The organism is Rhizobium gallicum bv. gallicum R602sp (assembly GCF_000816845.1).
GTDB lineage: Bacteria > Pseudomonadota > Alphaproteobacteria > Rhizobiales > Rhizobiaceae > Rhizobium > Rhizobium gallicum.
The window spans coordinates 1,218,428-1,237,001 of sequence record NZ_CP006880.1 but is presented as its reverse complement, the minus strand read 5'-3'; the positions used below and the strand labels follow the sequence as shown (position 1 = coordinate 1,237,001).

The 18,574-nt window shown below is 58.3% G+C and carries 15 protein-coding genes and 3 pseudogenes; 10 read left to right on the top strand and 8 right to left on the bottom strand.

The features are described 5' to 3' along the window. Positions 1-8: 8 nt before the first annotated feature. The 3 genes from RGR602_RS28980 to RGR602_RS28970 all read right to left on the bottom strand — a co-directional run bounded on the left by RGR602_RS28980 (position 9) and on the right by RGR602_RS28970 (position 3,400). Positions 9-833, bottom strand: coding sequence for an inositol monophosphatase family protein (locus tag RGR602_RS28980; RefSeq protein WP_040115461.1), 825 nt, complete (start codon positions 831-833; stop codon positions 9-11). 176 nt (positions 834-1,009) lie between these two features. Further along, complete coding sequence (locus tag RGR602_RS28975) at positions 1,010-2,998, bottom strand: PhoX family protein (protein ID WP_040115460.1); 1,989 nt, start codon at positions 2,996-2,998, stop codon at positions 1,010-1,012. Between the two features lie 126 nt (positions 2,999-3,124). Then, complete coding sequence (locus RGR602_RS28970) at positions 3,125-3,400, bottom strand: hypothetical protein (protein ID WP_040115459.1); 276 nt, start codon at positions 3,398-3,400, stop codon at positions 3,125-3,127. 482 nt (positions 3,401-3,882) lie between these two features. Here RGR602_RS28970 and RGR602_RS28965 point away from each other — a divergent pair, with 482 nt between their 5' ends. The 5 genes from RGR602_RS28965 (at position 3,883) to RGR602_RS39940 (ending at position 10,126) form a co-directional block, all read left to right on the top strand. Then, positions 3,883-5,625: a type I secretion system permease/ATPase gene (locus RGR602_RS28965; RefSeq protein WP_040115458.1), complete on the top strand. Its 1,743-nt coding sequence runs from the start codon at positions 3,883-3,885 to the stop codon at positions 5,623-5,625. Beyond that, on the top strand, positions 5,622-6,932 hold the full coding sequence (locus RGR602_RS28960; protein ID WP_040115457.1) for an HlyD family type I secretion periplasmic adaptor subunit: 1,311 nt from the start codon (positions 5,622-5,624) through the stop codon (positions 6,930-6,932). Before RGR602_RS28965 ends, RGR602_RS28960 begins: the two co-directional genes overlap by 4 nt. A gap of 233 nt (positions 6,933-7,165) precedes the next feature. Continuing rightward, on the top strand, positions 7,166-8,599 hold the full coding sequence (eglC, locus tag RGR602_RS28955) for an endo-1,3-1,4-beta-glycanase EglC (RefSeq protein ID WP_040115456.1): 1,434 nt from the start codon (positions 7,166-7,168) through the stop codon (positions 8,597-8,599). Positions 8,600-8,765: 166 nt separating this feature from the next. Then, complete coding sequence (locus tag RGR602_RS28950; RefSeq protein ID WP_082046721.1) at positions 8,766-9,716, top strand: glycoside hydrolase family 25 protein; 951 nt, start codon at positions 8,766-8,768, stop codon at positions 9,714-9,716. Between the two features lie 164 nt (positions 9,717-9,880). Then, on the top strand, positions 9,881-10,126 hold the full coding sequence (locus RGR602_RS39940) for a DUF982 domain-containing protein (RefSeq protein ID WP_052451792.1): 246 nt from the start codon (positions 9,881-9,883) through the stop codon (positions 10,124-10,126). A 45-nt stretch (positions 10,127-10,171) separates the two neighbouring features. Here RGR602_RS39940 and RGR602_RS28940 read toward each other — a convergent pair whose 3' ends face one another. Then, positions 10,172-10,390, bottom strand: coding sequence for a hypothetical protein (locus tag RGR602_RS28940; protein ID WP_040115455.1), 219 nt, complete (start codon positions 10,388-10,390; stop codon positions 10,172-10,174). Positions 10,391-10,575: 185 nt separating this feature from the next. Here RGR602_RS28940 and RGR602_RS37770 point away from each other — a divergent pair. After that, positions 10,576-10,729: pseudogene (locus RGR602_RS37770) on the top strand (NapC/NirT family cytochrome c); the annotation flags it as partial. An 85-nt stretch (positions 10,730-10,814) separates the two neighbouring features. Here the strand turns inward: RGR602_RS37770 and RGR602_RS28935 are convergent. Further along, positions 10,815-11,168 carry a YbaN family protein gene (locus RGR602_RS28935; protein WP_052451791.1) on the bottom strand — a complete coding sequence of 118 codons (354 nt, stop codon included), beginning with the start codon at positions 11,166-11,168 and terminating at the stop codon, positions 10,815-10,817. Between the two features lie 243 nt (positions 11,169-11,411). Here RGR602_RS28935 and RGR602_RS28930 point away from each other — a divergent pair, with 243 nt between their 5' ends. Further along, positions 11,412-11,702: a DUF6522 family protein gene (locus RGR602_RS28930; protein ID WP_040115453.1), complete on the top strand. Its 291-nt coding sequence runs from the start codon at positions 11,412-11,414 to the stop codon at positions 11,700-11,702. Positions 11,703-12,084: 382 nt separating this feature from the next. On the opposite strand, the gene RGR602_RS28925 is transcribed toward RGR602_RS28930, so the two are convergent. Beyond that, positions 12,085-12,414 (bottom strand): ATPase inhibitor subunit zeta, encoded by a 330-nt coding sequence (locus tag RGR602_RS28925; RefSeq protein ID WP_040116571.1) that lies wholly within the window; start codon positions 12,412-12,414, stop codon positions 12,085-12,087. Between the two features lie 757 nt (positions 12,415-13,171). On the opposite strand from RGR602_RS28925, the gene RGR602_RS28920 reads away from it, so the two are divergent. Next, positions 13,172-14,545: an ISNCY family transposase gene (locus tag RGR602_RS28920; protein ID WP_039844889.1), complete on the top strand. Its 1,374-nt coding sequence runs from the start codon at positions 13,172-13,174 to the stop codon at positions 14,543-14,545. Positions 14,546-14,551: 6 nt separating this feature from the next. Here the strand turns inward: RGR602_RS28920 and RGR602_RS28915 are convergent, their stop codons facing one another. Further along, positions 14,552-15,289: a hypothetical protein gene (locus RGR602_RS28915; protein ID WP_040115452.1), complete on the bottom strand. Its 738-nt coding sequence runs from the start codon at positions 15,287-15,289 to the stop codon at positions 14,552-14,554. 416 nt (positions 15,290-15,705) lie between these two features. On the opposite strand from RGR602_RS28915, the pseudogene RGR602_RS28910 reads away from it, so the two are divergent. Beyond that, positions 15,706-16,200: pseudogene (locus RGR602_RS28910) on the top strand (helix-turn-helix domain-containing protein); the annotation flags it as partial. A gap of 298 nt (positions 16,201-16,498) precedes the next feature. On the opposite strand, the gene RGR602_RS28905 reads toward RGR602_RS28910, so the two are convergent. Beyond that, on the bottom strand, positions 16,499-17,530 hold the full coding sequence (locus RGR602_RS28905) for an IS110 family RNA-guided transposase (RefSeq protein WP_040116569.1): 1,032 nt from the start codon (positions 17,528-17,530) through the stop codon (positions 16,499-16,501). Between the two features lie 109 nt (positions 17,531-17,639). Here RGR602_RS28905 and RGR602_RS28900 point away from each other — a divergent pair. Continuing rightward, positions 17,640-18,566, top strand: a pseudogene (locus tag RGR602_RS28900) (ISNCY family transposase); the annotation flags it as partial. Positions 18,567-18,574 lie beyond the last annotated feature (8 nt).

Below are 18,574 nucleotides of genomic sequence, written 5' to 3'. Positions count from 1 at the left end.
TCCCCAGCTCAGTTAAACCCCTGGACAAGCCACGGATGGATCGCCCTATTTGCGGCGAGGATATCGCCGTTTGCCGTGACCGGCCCGCCGGAAAAGGCCGAAACCTGTCCGCCAGCCTCTTCGACCAGAAGGACCGACGCGCCATAATCATGCAACGACAGGCCGTCTTCGAAAAAGCCGTCCAGCCGTCCGCATGCCACATAGGCAATCGAAAGTGCTGCTGAGCCCAGCCGCCGCACACCAGCCGTATTGACCATCAGCCGCTTGAGCGCGGTGAAGTAAGTGTCCTCGCTGACGGCTTTCACTTGTCCTGGAACGGGCAGTCCAGCGCCGATTAGGACGCTTTCGATTTCGGCGTTCTCGATGCAGCGGATCGGTTCGCCGTTGAGATAAGCGCCGCCGCCGGCCTCCGCGCTGAACAGTTCATCCTGCATCGCATCATAGATGACACCAGCCACGATGCGGTCACCTTCGGCGATCGAAATCGTCATGCCGAAATGCGGAATGCCCCATGCGTAGTTTGTCGTGCCGTCGATCGGGTCGATATAGATGACAGGTGTGCTGGCCTCGGCATCACGATTGCCGACGGCTTCCTCTCCTTTGATCGCGTAAGTGGGAAAGGCTTTCGCCACCTCATCGACGATGATCCGCTCGACCGCCACGTCGATTTCCGTCTGGTAGTCACGCGGAGCCTTCGAGACGATCTCGCTCACCAGCCGCCGCTTTAGCGATCTGCGGGCGGTTTGCCCCGCTTTCAGTGCCGTATTTGCCAGGAGCAAAAGCCGTTGCGAGGCCGCCGGTGACAGGCGGGTGGAGACTGAGGACGAGGTCATGAAGAATTCTTATCGAAAGGATGCGCAAATCGTTTGGCCAAAGCTTTCGCAGAAGTGCATGAAGTTTTTGTGACGCGAGAGGGCATGGGATGCAGACAAAATTGTGTTCCGGCGGCCAACAATAGCCGGGACGACGGACTCGTCCCGGCTAACAAAGGCTGTGTCAACGCGCCGTCTCAGATGCCGATCTTGCCGCCGCCGATCTTAGTGATGGCAAGTACAGACGGACGCACTGGCATGTCATCCTTGAAGTCTGGCCACCTGGTGGAAAGATCTTCGTAATAGGATGGGCGGCCATGGCCCGCCCAGTCATCACCGCCGTCCCCGGGATGCTGCACGGCGACGAAAGCCGTTTCGTCATCCGGGGCAAAGAGCGGACCACAGAGCTCGGCACCGACCGGGACGCGGAAGAACAGGCGAGAGGTGGCGCGGGCGTCACCCTCGGTGTCGACAGCCCAAAGGCCGTCAGTGCGGCCGGTGGCCTTGTTGTTATTGCCGTCCGTTGCGACCCAAAGACGGCCGGCCGAATCGACGGCGCAGTTGTCCGGCATGCCGAACCAGCCGTTCTTGGAAGTTTCGGTCGAGAACGTCGCGCCGACTTCGGCAACCGCAGGATCGCCGCACTTTAAGAGAACTTCCCATTTGCCTGAAGTTGCGGAGTAATCGCCGCCATCCTCGGTGATCTCGATGATGTGACCGAAGGCGTTGTCGGGTCGGGGATTTGCGGCGTCCACCTGATCGGCCTTGCGCTTGCTGTTGTTGGTCAGCATGACATAAACCTTGCCGTTGACGGCGTTCGGTTCGATGTCTTCCGGCCGGTCCATTTTCGTTGCGCCGATAATGTCGGCGGCGCGACGCGTCTCGATGAGAACGTCGGCCTGGCTGGCAAAACCGTTTTCGGCTGTCAGCGGTCCCTGGCCGAAGATGAGCGGTAGCCACTGCAACGTACCGTCCTCGGCAAATTTGGCCACGTAAAGCGTGCCCTCATCGAGGAGATCAAGATTGGCGGCACGGTCGTTCGCATTGAACGTTCCCGACGACACGAACTTATAGACATAGTCGAAGCGTTCATCGTCGCCGAGATAGAAGACAACACGGCCGTCCTTGCTGACGATCGATGCCGCTCCCTCATGCTTGGTACGGCCAAGAGCGGTGCGCTTCTTCGGGATCGCGGTCGGATCCATGACGTCGACTTCGACGATCCAGCCAAAGCGATTCGGTTCGTTCGGTTCCTTGGAGAGGTCGAAGCGGTCGTAATAATTGGCCCAGTCGTATCCGCCTTCCGGCACGCCGTAGCGCTTGTAATTGGCGGCTTCCTTATGGCCTTCCGGCAGTTCGCCGGAGAAATAGCCGTGGAAATTCTCTTCAGCCATGATGTAGGTTCCCCAGGGGGTCACACCGCCAGCACAGTTGTTGAGCGTGCCGATGACGCGCGTGCCGGTGGCGTCGGCTGAGGTCTTGACCCGATCATGACCGGCGGCCGGGCCGGTAAGCTGCATTTCCGTGGTAGAGGTGATGCGGCGGTTGTAGCGGCCTTCCGGGACGACCTGCCACTTTCCGTCGACCTTGCGGATCTCGACGATCGTGCCGCCATGCGCGGCCATTTCGACGTCGACCTGTTCCTTGCTGAGCTTGCTCTGGGAGATCTTCCCGTCGACGATCTTGACGATACCGGGAAACATCAGGTGCGGGTTCGTATATTCGTGATTTACGACAAGCAGCCCGTGGGTCGAAGAACCTTCAAGCGGGATGAAGCCGACATAGTCGTTGTTGTACCCGAATTGCCGGCGCTGCGCTTCTGCCGTCTGCTTGGTCGGGTCGAAGGCCGGTGCGTCCGGGAAGAGCGCGTCACCCCAACGCAAAAGGACGTCGGCGTTGTACCCTTCGGCGACGTGATGATTGGCATCCACGCCGGCCTCGACTTCCGGGAAGGAGAAGGCCGAAGCGCCATTCGCGCGCGCCTTTTCCGCTGTCATCAACGCCACAGGGCTGACGGTCGCGGTAATGGCGGCAACTGCAAGCGAACCCTGGAGGAAACTACGGCGCGAAAAGCGCTTGCTGATGATTTCGCCCATGGTCGGATTGAGGCTTGAATTGTGGCCTTCGCCATCTGCGTCTTCAAGTTGCGTCGTGGGGAATATCTTTTGAGAAAGATGTTCGTTCATGGGACTGGCTCCAAAGTTGAGAACGGCCCCCTAGTTTTGGAGCCATTCTAAACTTAGGGCTGGGATATTACGGAAATGCGACAGTTGTCTTACCGCTCGCTCGTAACCGGTCGCGGTCGGTTGGATTTAGTGCCGCGTCATTTTATGCCAGTTCTGGACATCCTTCGCCGTGATCCAGATGCGGCCATCGAAGGCGATCTCGCCATGATCGAATTTCCGGCTTGCAATAAGTTCGAGTACGCTCAGATCCTGCGGCAGCCACCGTGGGTCAGGCGCAGCCTGAACGCCAGCAAGCGCATCTTTCGTCACACACACGGCTTGATGCGTGTCTTCGGCCTTCATGACGATAAGCGCATCGTTGCCGATCAGATTGAACGTATCCGGTAAAGCGATAAGCTGCATTTGCAAACTCCTTGGAGAAGATATCCAGCCCAAGCGCCGCGTGCCTGAAGCTTCAAAGCCTACGCGACATGCTGCCTTGCTATCGCGGAAAAGCAGCGCCCTATTAATAGGCCGGCATGGTTAACGAAAGGTTGCCGGCTCGAAGCCCGTAGGCTGCCAACAGGGCCAAATTTCGTCGGCAATCTCCCTTATCCACAGCAGGATTTGCAGGCCGGGGCTTGATTTTCTCGAACGCCGAGACTGAGATAGTGGGTGAAAATATCGTCCGCAAGGCATGCGCGGCCACGTCCCGTTCCTGCACATCGGCCATTCAGATGCGTCCGCTGTAAAGCGGTCCTTAATTTAGACCGAAAGAAAGTTTTTTAACGGGAACACGCCGATCGCATGGGATGATAACAATAGCATCGAACTGAGAATCAAATGTTGAATGGCCTGCACGAAGGCTCCCGCTTCGTGTCGGTGATACAACCGCGGAGCGCTGCATGACGAACGAAAAATCCGGCCCACCACGGGCTTTCCTTGTGGCGGTGCTTTTTTCCCTCAAGCGCGCTTTCCTGGGTGTCGGAGCCACGAGCTGCATTGTCAACATATTAGCGCTCACTGGCTCATTCTTCATGTTGCAAGTCTATGACCGGGTGATTCCGGGCCGAAGCCTGCCGACACTTGCCGGGCTTGCGATCATCGCAGCAACGCTCTTCATCTTCCAGGGATTGCTCGATTTTATCCGCTCGATGCTCTTGATGCGCGCCGGAGCCGCTGTCGACGAGCGTTTGGGCGGCGACGTCTACAACTCCCTGATCCTATTGCCCTCGCGGATGCGAATGCCGGGTGACGGTCTGCAGTCGATCCGCGATCTCGATACCGTACGCGGTTTTCTCTCAGGCCCCGGGCCAACGGCGCTGTTCGATATGCCGTGGATGCTTTTTTACATCGGTCTGTGCTTTCTCTTTCACTTCTGGATCGGTGTCACGGCGCTCGCCGGTGCGGTGATGTTGATAGGCCTTACAGCACTCGCCGAATTCAAGTCCCGCAAACCGGCAAAAATTGCCGCAGAGCTTTCCGCGCGGCGACTGAATCTTGCCGAAGCGACACGGCGGAACTCCGAAGCCGTGTTGGCCATGGGGTTCGGGTCGTTGCTGGCCACCAAATGGACCGAGGTTAACAACCGGTATCTTGCCAATCATATCTCGGCGACGACCGTCACGACCGGTCTGATGTCGATCTCAAAAGTCCTTCGGATGATGCTGCAATCCGGTGTGCTTGCGGTCGGCGCCATCCTGGTCGTCAGGCAAGAGGCGACGCCCGGCATCATGATCGCAAGTTCCATCCTCGTCAGCAGGGCGTTGGCACCTGTGGAGCTTGCAATCGGACAATGGAAGGGCTTTGTCGCCGCCCGGCAAAGCTGGAGCAGACTGACGAAGCATCTGGAATTGCTGCCGGCCGAGGAGCGGCACGTCGATCTGCCTGCACCGACCGCGAATCTGTCCGTGGAAGCGCTTCATATTGCCGTTCCTGGTACCCGGACGATGGTACTGCGCGGTATCTCGTTCAAGGCAGAGGCCGGAGACGCCGTCGGCGTCATCGGGCCGAGCGCATCTGGAAAATCGTCGCTTGCCCGCGGACTCGTCGGTCTTTGGAAACCTATCGGCGGCGCGGTGCGTCTCGACAAGGCGTCCCTTGATCAGTGGGACCCGTCATCGCTCGGCCGGTCGATCGGCTATCTGCCGCAGGAAGTGTCGCTTTTCGAAGGCTCCATTGCCGAAAATATCGCGCGTTTCGACAGAAGTGCCCCGTCCGAGAAAATCATTGCAGCGGCAAGAGCTGCGGGCGTCTATGAGATGATCGTGCAGTTTCCCGAGGGCTTCGATACCCAGATCGGCGAGAACGGATCGATGCTTTCGGCCGGGCAGCGTCAGCGCATTGGCCTGGCGCGCGCGCTCTATGGCGATCCTTTTCTTGTCGTCCTGGATGAGCCGAACTCGAACCTTGACAGCGATGGCGAGGCAGCGCTCGCTCAGGCGATCGCAGGCATCCGGGCACGCAAGGGCATTGCCATCGTTATTGCTCACCGGCCAAGTGCTTTGGCGGCCGCCAATCTTGTTCTGGTACTCGCCAATGGACAGCTTCAGGCCTTCGGGGCGAAAGACGAGGTTCTCAATAAGGCGACTGTTTCGACGGCTCCGCGCAGTAGCACGCTGACCGTGATCGCGGGAGGCGACAGTTGATCGACAAGCGAGCTCCTATATCCGAAGCTGCAATCAGCCGCCTTACGACAATCGCACTTGCGATGGTCCTGCTTTTGGTCGGCGTGGTTGGAGGTCTCGGAGCCACGACCTATCTCTCCGGCGCGGTGATTGCGAACGGCACGCTTGTCGTCGACAGCTATGTGAAGCCCGTTCAGCATCAAAAGGGGGGCACTGTCGGGAAAATCTTCGTCAAAAACGGCGGGATGGTGGAGGCTGGGCAAATCCTCGTGCATCTGGACGACACGCAATTGCGGGCAAACCTCGCAATCATCTCCCGGCGACTGAACGAGCTGTCGGCGGCCTCTGCCAGGCTGGGCGCCGAACGGGACGGCGTTGAGGAGATCGGGTTTCCCGATAGCCTGTTAGAACAGGCAGGCGAAGCTGGAGACGGCGGCATCATCGAAGGCGAGCGCCGATTGTTCGAAGATCGCCGGACATCGCGTGCCAGCAGAAAAGCCCAGTTGCGCGAACGCATCCAGCAATTGCGGCAGGAAGCGGAGGGACTTGTCGCCCAGCAGACCGGCAAGAAGGCAGAGATGGCGCTGATCGACAAGGAGCTTGTGAGCGTCAGGCGCCTGTTCGACCAAGGTATCGTGCCCGTCAACCGTCTCTATGCCCTTGAACGCGAGTCCGCGCGCCTGACGGGGGAACTCGGCAGCCTTGTGGCAAGCCTTGCGCAGACGAACGGTAAGGTCACCGAGACGGAATTGCAGATCATTCAGATCGATGACGATCACCGCAGCGAAGTATCGGACGAACTGCGCAAGACGCAGAGCGACATCGGAGAATTCTCCGAACGAATGGTCGCCGCAAGAGACGAATTGCGGCGCGTTGACATCCGGGCGCCTCAGACAGGTATCGTCCATCAGCTTACGGTCCACTCCGCCGGCGCCGTCGTTCCGCCCGGTGAGCCGATCATGCAGATCGTGCCCGCCCGCGATACGCTGACGCCCGAAGTCCGCGTCTTGCCCCAAGACATCGATCAGCTATCCATTGGCCAAGAGGTCAGGCTGCGATTTTCAGCCTTCAACCAAAGGAATACGCCCGAAATCAACGGTATCGTCCAGCAGATTGCCGCCGATCTGACCACGGATCGGGAGAGCGGCACGACCTACTATGCCGTACGGATCTCGGTTGAGCAGAGCGAATGGAGCCGATTGGGCGGTCTTGTGCCCGTCCCCGGCATGCCGGTGGAAGCATTCGTGCAAACAGGTGCGCGTACTGCTCTTGCCTATTTGACGAAGCCTCTGACCGACCAGGTGGCACGCGCGTTCCGGGAGGACTGAGTGATCTGGCGGACGCCCGAGCGGCGAGGGCAAGCGCATGTCTTTTCCGTGTCACCATGGATCAATATGGTCCGAACGTCAGACGGTGGCACAGTCGCAAACGCGCGGCGATATTTCCATTAGGTCTGTTGCAGGCTTTCCGTGGAGGTTGAAGCTAAAATCAATCGACAGGTGTCAAAACCGCCTAAATCGTCGTCTACTATCGCAAGGCAGAAAACAAAGGAGAATCATATATGGCAAGCTCGGTTACGAACGCCGTTGGTAAATCACTCTTTTATAGCGGTGCATCGAGCGCCTGGTTTTCGGCCAAAGGTTCAGGCCCTGTACTGAATGGGACGAGCGGCAACGATTCGATCTGGGGCGACGCCTCCGTAAACGTTACCATGCAGGGCGGAACAGGTGACGACATCTATTACCTCTATTCCAGCATCAATCGCGCGGTGGAGGCCGCGAACGCCGGGGTCGATACCATCAGCACCTGGATGAGCTATACGCTTCCTGAAAACTTCGAAAATCTGACCGTCACCGGCAGCGGCCGCTACGCCTTTGGCAATGGGGCGGACAATATCATCACCGGCGGATCCGGCAGTCAGACGATAGATGGTCGCGCGGGCAACGATGTCCTCATCGGCGCCGGCGGTTCCGACACGTTCATCTTCACGCGCGGCAACGGCAGCGACCTTGTCGTCGATTTTGGCACCGACGATATCGTCCGATTGAACAGCTATGGGCTGTCGAGCTTTGATCAGGTCGTAAGCCACCTCACACAGGAGGGAGCAAACCTGCGACTCGATCTCGGTGGCGGAGAAAGTATCGTTTTTGCGAACAAAACCGTCGCCGACCTCAGGGCGGATCAGTTCCAGCTGACGCTCGACCGGTCCGCACTTACGCTCACATTTGCCGATGAATTCAACAGCCTGTCGCTGCGCAACGGTGACCAGGGCATCTGGGATGCCAAATTCTGGTGGGCGCCGGAAAAGGGCAGCACGCTCCCCGGCAATGGCGAACTCCAGTGGTACATCAATCCGTCCTATTCTGCGACCTCGGCCGTCAATCCCTTTTCCGTTCAGAATGGGGTGCTGACCATAACAGCGGCGCCGGCCTCCGACGCAATCCAATCGCAGATCAACGGCTACGATTATACGTCGGGCCTCTTGAATACGCATTCCTCCTTCGCTCAGACCTATGGCTACTTCGAAATGCGCGCCGACATGCCGACCGAGCAGGGTGCCTGGCCGGCTTTCTGGCTGCTGCCTGAAGATGGTTCGTGGCCGCCGGAACTCGACGTCGTCGAGATGCGCGGGCAGGATCCAAACACTGTCAACGTGACAGTCCACAGCAACGAGACCGGCTCACGCACCTCGGACTGGACGCCGGTCAAGGTCCCAAGCACCGATGGCTTCCACACCTATGGGGTCTTGTGGAACGAAGATCAGATCGTCTGGTATTTCGACGATGTCGCCGTTGCCCATGCCGATACGCCAGCCGACATGCATGATCCAATGTACATGCTGGTAAACCTCGCCGTCGGCGGCACGGCCGGAGCGCCGGGTGCGGGGTTCGCCGATGGGGCACAGATGAAGATAGACTACATCCATGCCTATTCGCTCGATGATGCCCCGGCCACGGCCAGCGCCCAATCCGCTGCAACGGACTGGCACATATGATCGTCGCGAGTCTCAAGGGACAGACTTGGTTCCGAGCGCTTCGCCGGTGAGCGGATGGTGCACTTGAGCGCCATGGCCATGGCGCTCAATCTGCCGCTTGGACGCGGCGCGTAAGGCTGACTTATTCTTAATATATTATAAACTCAGGATATTTTACCTTGGATCGATGAAGGGTCTCCGAACATCGATTCTTTCTTGCCTTTGTCTGCTTGTTTTCATCGCTGAAGCAGGGGGGCTGCTTGCGGCGGATGTGTCGCCCTGGAAGAGTTCAAACAACGCGCTGGTTGTCGACGCCTATGAAATGAATGCGATCGATTGGCAGGCATTGCTCAAGGACCAGCGCGTCGCGGCCTTTATTTCCAAGGCGTCGGATGGTCTACCTGAGAGCTTCAGCTGCGAGGGCGCGCACCGTGGAGACACGTTTGCGCATTGCAAGACGATGTGGCGGAAATACGCGGTAAGCCGCGAGCTTTACACGAGCCGCCGGATGATTGCCCGACAGAACGGCTTGCTCTGGGGTGCCTACCATGTCGGCCGGCCCGGCAATCCCATCGACCAGGCCAATCACTTCCTCGACTATGCGACGCCGGATGCGGACGATCTGATGATCCTCGACATCGAAGGCATCGACCACGATCGGTTCATGTCGCTCGAGGATGCGCAGATTTTTGTCGGGCACATCAGGGCAAGAACTGGACGCTATCCGATCCTTTATACGAACCATGATACGGCACGCTATATTGCCGCATATCGGCGCGACTACAGTGTACTGGCCAGGCTGCCCCTTTGGTATGCGCGTTACAAGCCGGACATCCGCAAGGTCTTTCCGCTTGGGAACTGGCAGAACTATTTTCTCTGGCAGTTTTCTTCCGCCAGCAACTGTTCAAAACGGCGTTGTCCTTATCGCGTGCCGGGCACGCTGACCGATATCGACGTGAACGTCGCAGCAATGTCCAAGGAGGAATTGCGGCGTGCCTGGCCCCAAGGCGGTCTCCTGCGTGCTGCCGAGCCCGATCCTCCGCTAATCCTTGCAAAGATCGAATTCGGCTCCGTGCCGCTTGAAGCGCCACAAACTGACCCGATCGTAACGTCTTCGATCTCGCCGGACCGCCGCTGACGAGCCCTTGATCGACCCGTCGCCAGTGGCGTCCAATCGAACCGGTTCTTCAGGGCATGCCGGATGGTAAAGAGAAACACCCCGTTAACCAATGCAGCCGGAAGTGGGGCAGGCCCGGAACGGTTCTGGGATGAAACCGTTCCCGCTGCGGGAGGTGCTGCGTCATGAAAAGGGCTATCTGGGATACCCCAATCACTCTTGAGGATCCGGTAACGGGCATTATGCGAACGGTCAAGACCGTGCGGCAAGCCAGGTCGATGCTTGATCGTTCCTGGCCGGCTTATCATGGAAGCCAGTACCGACGAGCAGAGCAGATATGTGACGACGCTCTTAAGGGCGGGTGCGACGGGACCAAAGCCCGACAAGCATTCATTGCTGCAGCGGTCGAAGCGCACTTCCGTTTGAGCTGACAGAACGTTCCGCCGCCGTATGGGCAACCGGCAAACCAGCGCGGGCTAACGTCCGACAAAGACGTGTATGCTGCCGTGCGCAGGCAGTCCGCGATAGATCAGCGGCTGGTGCTTGCGGCAGTACCATCGTGTGGCGCCGGTGCTCTCCTCGAAGCCGTAACAGCCCCATTGCGTGCAACGGATGCCACTTGCATCTTCATGGTCGCAGTAATGGTTCTCATGGACGTTTGCACCCGGCGCTGTCGTGTGTCCTTCGAGACTCATCCTGGCAATCCCTCCAAGTGCGGTATTAAGCGCGTCCATGTTCGTTTGGGCAATCTCTGGAAATGCACGTCCAATCCTCTAGTTCCTTCCAGGGATCGAATACCCATGACTTCGCGACCGAACCGTGAACTCTAGGTGATCATGCCTCCGATAGGTTTTGTTTTCGGCGCATTTTGATTGCTTGGTTTGCAATTGCGCTGGAGCTGACCAACACTGAAAAGTTTGCACATCCTGTCACGAGATGAATGACAATGTCAGGAGCTCTCCCGCACCATTCATTTGTCCAAGCGTCAGGTGCCGCACCAATGGACAGACAAGATCGCCCGCAAGATGCCAGCCCTCCAAGGAGGTGTAAGGTAAGATCTGGACGAAATTCGTGCGGGGGCGCTAAGCCAAGGGCCGCGTGGTAGTCTTCAGACGATTTTCAGTATCGTGGTTCGGGCCTGGACGCGACATAGATCGCAGCAACCGCCATCAGAACTCCAGCGCCAACCATCGCAATTGCTGAAGGTGTGAAAAAAACGACCAGAATGAGAAAGCTGCAAATCATCGAGATACAGGCGACAAGCTTATGACGTCGCCGGATCGCCCCTTGGCGGCGCCAATTTCGCAGTGGCTCGCCGAAGCGCGGATGGGCAAGCAGCCAGCGCTCAAAGCGCGGGGAGGAGCGGGAGAATAGAGCAGCGGCAAGGATCAGGAACGGTGTCGTCGGAAGCAGCGGCACGAAGATACCGATAACGCCGATTGCAACGAAACCAAAGCCAAGGGCAGCAAACATCAACCGCACGGAATTCCTTTCATCAAGCGGCTCCAGCCGTTCAACCGCTCCAAAGCGCCGTTGGCCCTGCCGTTTCTCCTATCAGCATACCATAGGGATGCGCGGAGAATAGGATTGTAGTGCGCGCCGTTCAACCTTGTGCAAATCCGCTTTTCCACCAAACCGAATATCTCGGTAAAAGCGACCAGGCATACAACGCACGCCTAGAGACGCGATCAGGGCAAGACCGGAAAGAGATCCAGAATGCAGATAACGCGCGACGACAATGGTGACTTTATCCTCAATCCCGCAGAGCTTTCCTCGCGCTTCGGCCTCTCCGGAACCGAGTTCAGGCGAAAACTGCAGATGGGATTGGTTGCAAGTACCGTGGAAATTGGTGAAGGCGAGGATCTCGGCCTGCAGCGGCTGAGCCTCAGGATCGGCAATCGCATTTGGCGCGCGATCCTCGACAACTCCGATAAGGTCATTTCCGAAGAAATGACCTTCGCTCGGGCTGGCACGATGAAAAGGACCAGCCGCCGGAAGCTTGCATAAGAGCGGCTATTCGCCACCTATTTCCGTTCGTTCTTCTATGTTGCCGTGGGCTATCTCATCAGGGGGCAGGGACCTTGTCTCGTCTGCAATACCTTTGTTAAGGCCTTATCCCCTGGGAGACGTCGCCGTCAACGTCGGGATCCTGCCGCGATCTCCGGCCTCAATGACAATCCGGCGTTGCTCGCTCCAAGGGCATCAAGGAACCGGCGAGCGACAGAGGCGGTCAGCTTCTTCGACACCGGCACGGGCTTCCTCGGCAGCGACACTACGCTATGGCAAAATCTTAAGCGGGCGCCTGCACGGCAGGTGGACCGGGGGCTGCGAAAGCTTGGCCGCGCTCCGCTCTCAGGGGATGGACCTCCATATGGTCACTGTCGTCCCGCTAGCTTTGCGTTGCATCCTCCCTCTCCATGGCTTCGGCAGCCAAATACATCAGGTCGTGCATCTTCTCGCGGAGAAGTGCTTCATCGGCAGCGCGGCCAGCGGCACTGAAGTCCGCGCGAATCTTCTGCAGCAGATTTGCATCTCCCGGAGACGTGATGGCTGTTGCCACAACCTCGTTCACATAAGCGTCGACGTCGTTGCGGCCGATAGCAGCGGCAACCCATTCCGCCAGCAGGCGGTTTCGGCGGGCACGAACCTTCAGCGACCGCTCAAAGTCGAGAATGTATTTGTCTTCAAGCGCCCGTCTTCTATCGTCCAAGGATGTCATGCGAAAACTCCTTTCCTTGCCGCGGCGCAAAAGGGGCGTGAGCATCGAGCGCCATTCGGGCCGAAACAGGACTTTGCTTGTGCGTCATGACGTAACCTCGGTTTTGAGGCGACGATGTGCGCGAGGCAAGGCGCGTTGATAGCGATCAAACCCGACCATCTGAAAACGCTGTGAGAGGGTTAGCCGTTCCCAAATTGGTGCAGGACTTCAAATCTATTCCTCACTTCGCCCGCCACTAGGACCGCGTTATGGCGGCCAGATAGATGGCATCCGCTGTCATCTGAAATGACTTATATCAAGAATGACCGTCGCCATTGCGATGCAAGCGCACATTCGGGATGCCCCTGGCCGATCGCGATCCCAATGTCCAACTTCCTCGAAAAACGAAGCTTGGAGCATCGGTGATGTCAGATTTCTCGGCGGAACGATGTGGACGGACTTCCGATTACGCGATCACGATACTGCGCATGCGATGGTATATGCCGAGTGCAGGATGAACGACTTCAGATCAAGTTCTCGAAGCTTCCGTTTGGGAAGTTCAAACCGCCATGCGTATCGAAAGCTTGGAGAAACACGTGATTCTAATGCGTCCGAGCTTCGGGGCGGCGAGGGATGGAGAACGGCGGTGTGCGTCGATCTCAGGAGTTCCATAAGATAGATTATGCGATGTTTGTGTGTAGCCGCAAAGTTAAAGTGTCCTGTTTCTGCAAAGTAAGAATGTCACACTCCCCGCGTTTGATGACGTGGGAGATTGCCGATGGGACTGATTGCGATGAGCGAGCGTGACCTGCAGCGGATCGAGGTTTTGTCGAAAGTCATCGACGGTCGAATGACGTTGATGTCGGCGGCGCATGTTCTGGCGCTGAGCGAGCGCCAGGTGCGCCGGCTGCTGGAGCGGATCAGAACGGGTGGCGCGGCGTCGATCCGGCACAAGGCGATCGGCCGGCCGTCGAACAACCGGATCAACGATGGGCTTCGCGATTATGCTTTGACGCTCATTCGCGAGCGCTATTGGGATTTCGGGCCGACGCTGGCGGCCGAGAAGCTTGCAGAGCTCGATGGGCTGACGGTGTCGCGCGAGACGCTGCGGCAATGGATGACGGCGGCCGGTATCTGGCGATCGCGCCAGCAGCGTCGCAGCTTCCATCAGCCACGATTGCGGCGCGAGGCTTATGGTGAGCTGGTGCAGATCGACGGCTCCGAGCATCGCTGGTTCGAAGATCGTGGGCCACCATGTACGCTTTTGGTGTTCATCGACGATGCGACGGGCAAGCTGATGCAGTTGCGCTTTGTGGGCTCGGAAAGCGCCTTCAGTTATTTCGCGGCGCTGGAACTCTATCTGCAGGATCACGGGGCGCCGGTGGCGTTTTATTCCGACAAGCATTCGGTGTTCCGGGTGGCGAAGAAGGACGCCAAGGGCGGTCAGGGCATGACCCAGTTCGGCCGGGCGCTTTGCGAGCTAAACATCGAGATTCTTTGCGCAAATTCAAGCCAGGCCAAGGGCCGCGTCGAGCGCATGAACCAGACATTGCAGGACCGATTGATCAAGGATATGCGATTGGCAGGGATCTGCGACATGCAGGCGGGCAATGCCTTTCTGCCCAATTTCATGGAAGGCTACAACGCGCGGTTTGCAGTTGCCCCTGCCCGATCTGACAATCTGCATCGGCCGGTGAACCTGGCGTTGGACCGGCTCAAGGACATTCTGTGCAAGCGTGAGCAGCGGTATGTCGGGGCGCAGCTGACGTTCTCGTTCGAGCGCCAGCGGATCATGCTGGAAGAGACCGATATCACGCGTGGGCTGGTCGGTCGCTATGTCGAGACCTATGCCTTTGCCGATGGCCGGTTGGACGTGCGCTGGAAAGGCCATTCGCTGCCGTATCGGGTGTTCGACAAGGACCAGCGGGTGACGCATGCGGCGATCACCGAGAACAAGCGGCTTTCCGACGTGCTGGCCTACATCAAGGAACAGCAGGATCAGCGATTGCCGCCGAAGGTGAAGACCAACAGCGAGAAGAACGGTTACACACCGCGGGGCCGCAGGCCGGGCAAGCAGACGGATTTCATGAACGATCCGGCGGTGATTGCGCGGCGTGAGAAAGCACTGTTGAGACAGCCAGCTGCGGAATAAAGATCGTCAATGCACGCCGATGTCACTTTGCGCATCCGACTCCAACTGCAGGCAAGCGGGCCAAAGTGGCGTCTTGTGGAAGGTTCCATCCTGAAGGAGCGTGAGCCCCTCTCGTGCTTCATAGAGCAAGCCGAGCCAGCATAAGCGCCGAAAGACGCCATATTGGAGATCGGATCTCAACTTCCAGGCTTCCAGGGTCATTTCGGTGTCCGACAGAGGCGCCAGGTCTGGATAGAGGATCTTCACAACGTCCATTGGCGTGCACCCTTCTCTGGCCTTGATATTGAGAAGATTGAGGAACATGCGCCACCAGCGTAACCGCGCCCGCACCTCCTGTTCTCGCTCGGTGGCGTGGACATACGAATAGAGATAATCCGTGGCGACCAGATCGAAGAAGGCTTGCGGGTTCACCAGGAACTCCCGGCCGCGTCTGGTTGGCAGCAGCACATCTTTGTTTTTGCGAAGAAGCTTCAGATGACGGGTCATGTCGCGCACGACCCAAAGCGGTGGCATGTCGCTTTCATTGAGTACCTTGTTCATGCTGTAGAGATCTTCGGCTGTGAATCCTGGCCAGAGGAAGTGCACCGCCGCCCAATGCACGAACTTGCGGTTCATGGCGCCGGTTGCTGTCAATCCTATGCCACCCTCACCGTCAGCATAGGCAACCGAAAGAAGCATGCCGCGCAGAAGTGGTGACAGCGCGGCGACATCGACGTCACCCTGCAGTTTGATTTCCGGAAGCATCGTGCGGCTTTGATCCCTACCCTGCGCCATGCAGATGACAGAGAGTATCGAGCGGCAAAAGAACAATTGCCAGTGAGAAAGCTAAAGCCGAAGGGGTTTGCCTCACCCGCCCCCTCCCTTCCCTTGCAACCCGGCCCAGCCGGTCCGGTCGGGGGCTTGCCACAGTGCAAGTGGACATGTCGCGTGTCGCATTTCTAACTGGCTGGCGACGCGCCCAAAGTGACATTTCTACTTTGCGCCAGAACGGACATTTCAACCTAGCCGCCACATTGTGTGTAGCGGCATTTTAGAGATGCGACACATAGGCCAGTTAGAGATGCGACAGTCTCGCCTCTCGACGCACTGGTCAAAGCCAACGTTGGGAGCAAGGATGACGATCTTCAGCCTGGTCGAGACCATGAGCGGTCGGAGTCGTCATGTCCTTTATGATCACCATGTCGCAGAAAGAGTTGCATCGCCTCGAAGTCATCCAGAAGATCCGTGACGAACGCCTGAGCGTTGTCCAGGCTGCCGAACTGCTCGACCTCAGTCGAAGTCAGGTCCATCGGCTGCTGCAGGCTTATGACCGGAATGGTCCAGCCGGCCTTGTTTCCAAGAAGCGATCACAACCGAGCAACCGGCGCCACAGCGAGGAGCTTCGCAATGCGGCGCTGGATCTGATCCGGGAGCGCTATCTGGATTTCGGTCCGACGCTGGCGCGCGAGAAGCTGATCGAGCTGCACCGGATCTCGGTGGCCAAGGAGACGCTGCGGCAATGGATGACCGAGGCCGGCATCTGGATCTCGCGTCGCGAGCGCAAGAAGCGGGTTTTCCAGCCACGCGGCCGGCGCGACTGCTTTGGCGAACTGGTGCAGATCGATGGTTCGCATCACTGGTGGTTGTCTAATCGCATTCCGTCCGTCAAGCTGATTTGAGCAGCGACCTCTCCGGCTTGCGAGATATGCAACACGGCGGAATTGATTGGGTGAATCTGCCCTCACCGCCGGTGCAGTGCCGTCAAAGCTGTCCAGTGCTGGGAGCAGGGTTGTCTCCGCGGTCGACAAATGTCGCCGCACAATGGTCTTCGCAGGTGGGATCTTCCTAATGTTCGAGGCGCAGTCTCAACGAACTGCAGCCACCAGAAGCGGAATGATCCTGCCCACGTCCGCAGCAGGGACGCTCAGCACCCAAAGTTAGATGGCGCGCTGAGGGACGAAGGCTGAGCGTCTCCTATATGGTCGCGCCAGCCGATGCGTTGAACACTTCTCCCGTTTTGAGCATGCTGTGCATTATGACCGCGAGTTTCCGGGCGACTGCCACAGCGGCCCGCTTGAAGCCAAGTCGCTCCCGCAGCTTAAGTCCCCAACGCTTGAGACTGCTCTCGGTCCTGGCACTAGTTCTCGTCAGAAGCGCTGTCGCGGCTTCATAAAGCAGCCCACGTAAACGATTGTCACCCCTTCGCGAGATATGGCCGTCATAATCGACCTCCCCTGACTGATAACGCCGCGTTGTCAGCCCAAGCCAGGCGCCCACCGAGCGCGACGTTCGAAAGTTTTCTGGATTTTCAATTGCCGTAACGTAGGACACCGCCGTGACCGCGCCGATTCCCGGAATTGTCATCAATAGCTTCGTGGCTTCGCTCCGACGTGCCACTATGAGCAACTGGCGACCAAGATCGGCTGCGCGCTTGCGGATATCGTGCCAGGCCTCCAGAAGAGGCAAGATAATCTTCGCAAGCTCGTTGTTGCCATCTAAAAGTTTCCGCACATCGCCATCAAAGACCCGACCCTTTCCTTTCGGGATGATCAGACCGAAGGTCTTCATCAGGCCCCGGATTTGATTGCCAAGTTGTGTTGAGATGTAAAGGAGTTGTTCGCGGGCAGCCACCAATGTGCGGGCCATCATAGCGTCAAACGACTTGACGCGAACCGCTTTGTAAAAGCCTGCTTCAGCGAGTTGCGCCAAGCCATCCGCATCATTGGCGTCGGTCTTGTTGAGCGTCTCGTTCAATACCTTTTGCGCGTGCCGCGCTTCAATGCAGATCGCCGGCACCCCCTCGGCCGTCAGGGCATGATAGAACCACGTCGACAACGGCCCTGTTTCAAAGACGACGCCCCTGGCCTGCGGGGCGTGTTTGCGGATCACCTCAGCCAGGAGCTTTGGATCCGAAGGACACTTTCCCCGCCAGATCCGCTTTCCATCCTGTCGAATCGAAATCGCGGTATCTTTCAACGACACATCAAGCCCAATATATTGGTTCACGGTTGCCTCCATCCGATGTTTGGGCCCGGTTCCAATCGAGAGCCCGTATTTCCATCCTATCGGGGGCAACCACCCTCGCCAGCCAAAAAGCCGCAGACGGTTGCGCCGCGATTACTCCATGTTCGAGGATCGCGGCGATCCGTGTTCGCTGCTGGTGTTCGTCGACGATGCGACGGGCAAGCTGATGCAGTTGCGCTTCGTGCGCTCGGAAAGCGCCTTCAGCTACTTCGAGGCGCTGGAGCTTTATTTGAAGGATCACGGTGCTCCCGTTGCCTTCTATTCCGACAAGCATTCGGTGTTCCGGGTGGCCAAGACGGACGCCAAGAGTGGCCAGGGCATGACCCAGTTCGGGCGTGCACTCTCGGAACTAAACATCGAGATTCTTTGCGCAAATTCGAGCCAGGCGAAGGGCCGGGTTGAACGAATGAACCGGACATTGCAGGATCGGCTGATCAAGGAACTGCGGTTAGCGGGCATCGGCAGCATGGACGATGGCAATGCTTTTCTGCCGCGGTTCATGGCGCGGTATAACCAGCGGTTTGCCATCGCCCCTACCCGTCCTGACAATCTGCATCGGCCGATCAACATGCCATCGGATCGGCTGCAGGAGATCCTGTGCAAGCGTGAGCAGCGTTATGTCGGGGCGCAGTTGGCGTTTTCGTTCGAGCGCCAGCGGATCATGCTGGAAGAGAGTGATGTGACGCGTGGCCTGGTTGGTCGCTATATCGAGACCTATGCCTATGCCGATGGCCGGCTCGACGTGCGCTGGAAAGGCCATTCCCTGTCCTATCGGGTGTTCGACAAGGACCAGCGGGTGACGCATGCGGCGATCACCGAGAACAAGCGGCTTTCCGATGTGCTGGCCTATATCAAGGAGCGGCAGGATCAGCGACCAACGCCGAAGGTGAAGACCAACAGCGAGAAGAACGGCTACAAACCACGTGGCCGCAAGCCCGGTCGGCGGACGGATTTCATGAACGATCCCGCCGTCATTGCCCGACGGCGACAAGCGCTCTCAGACCTCGATGCGGCGGAATGGCTGGC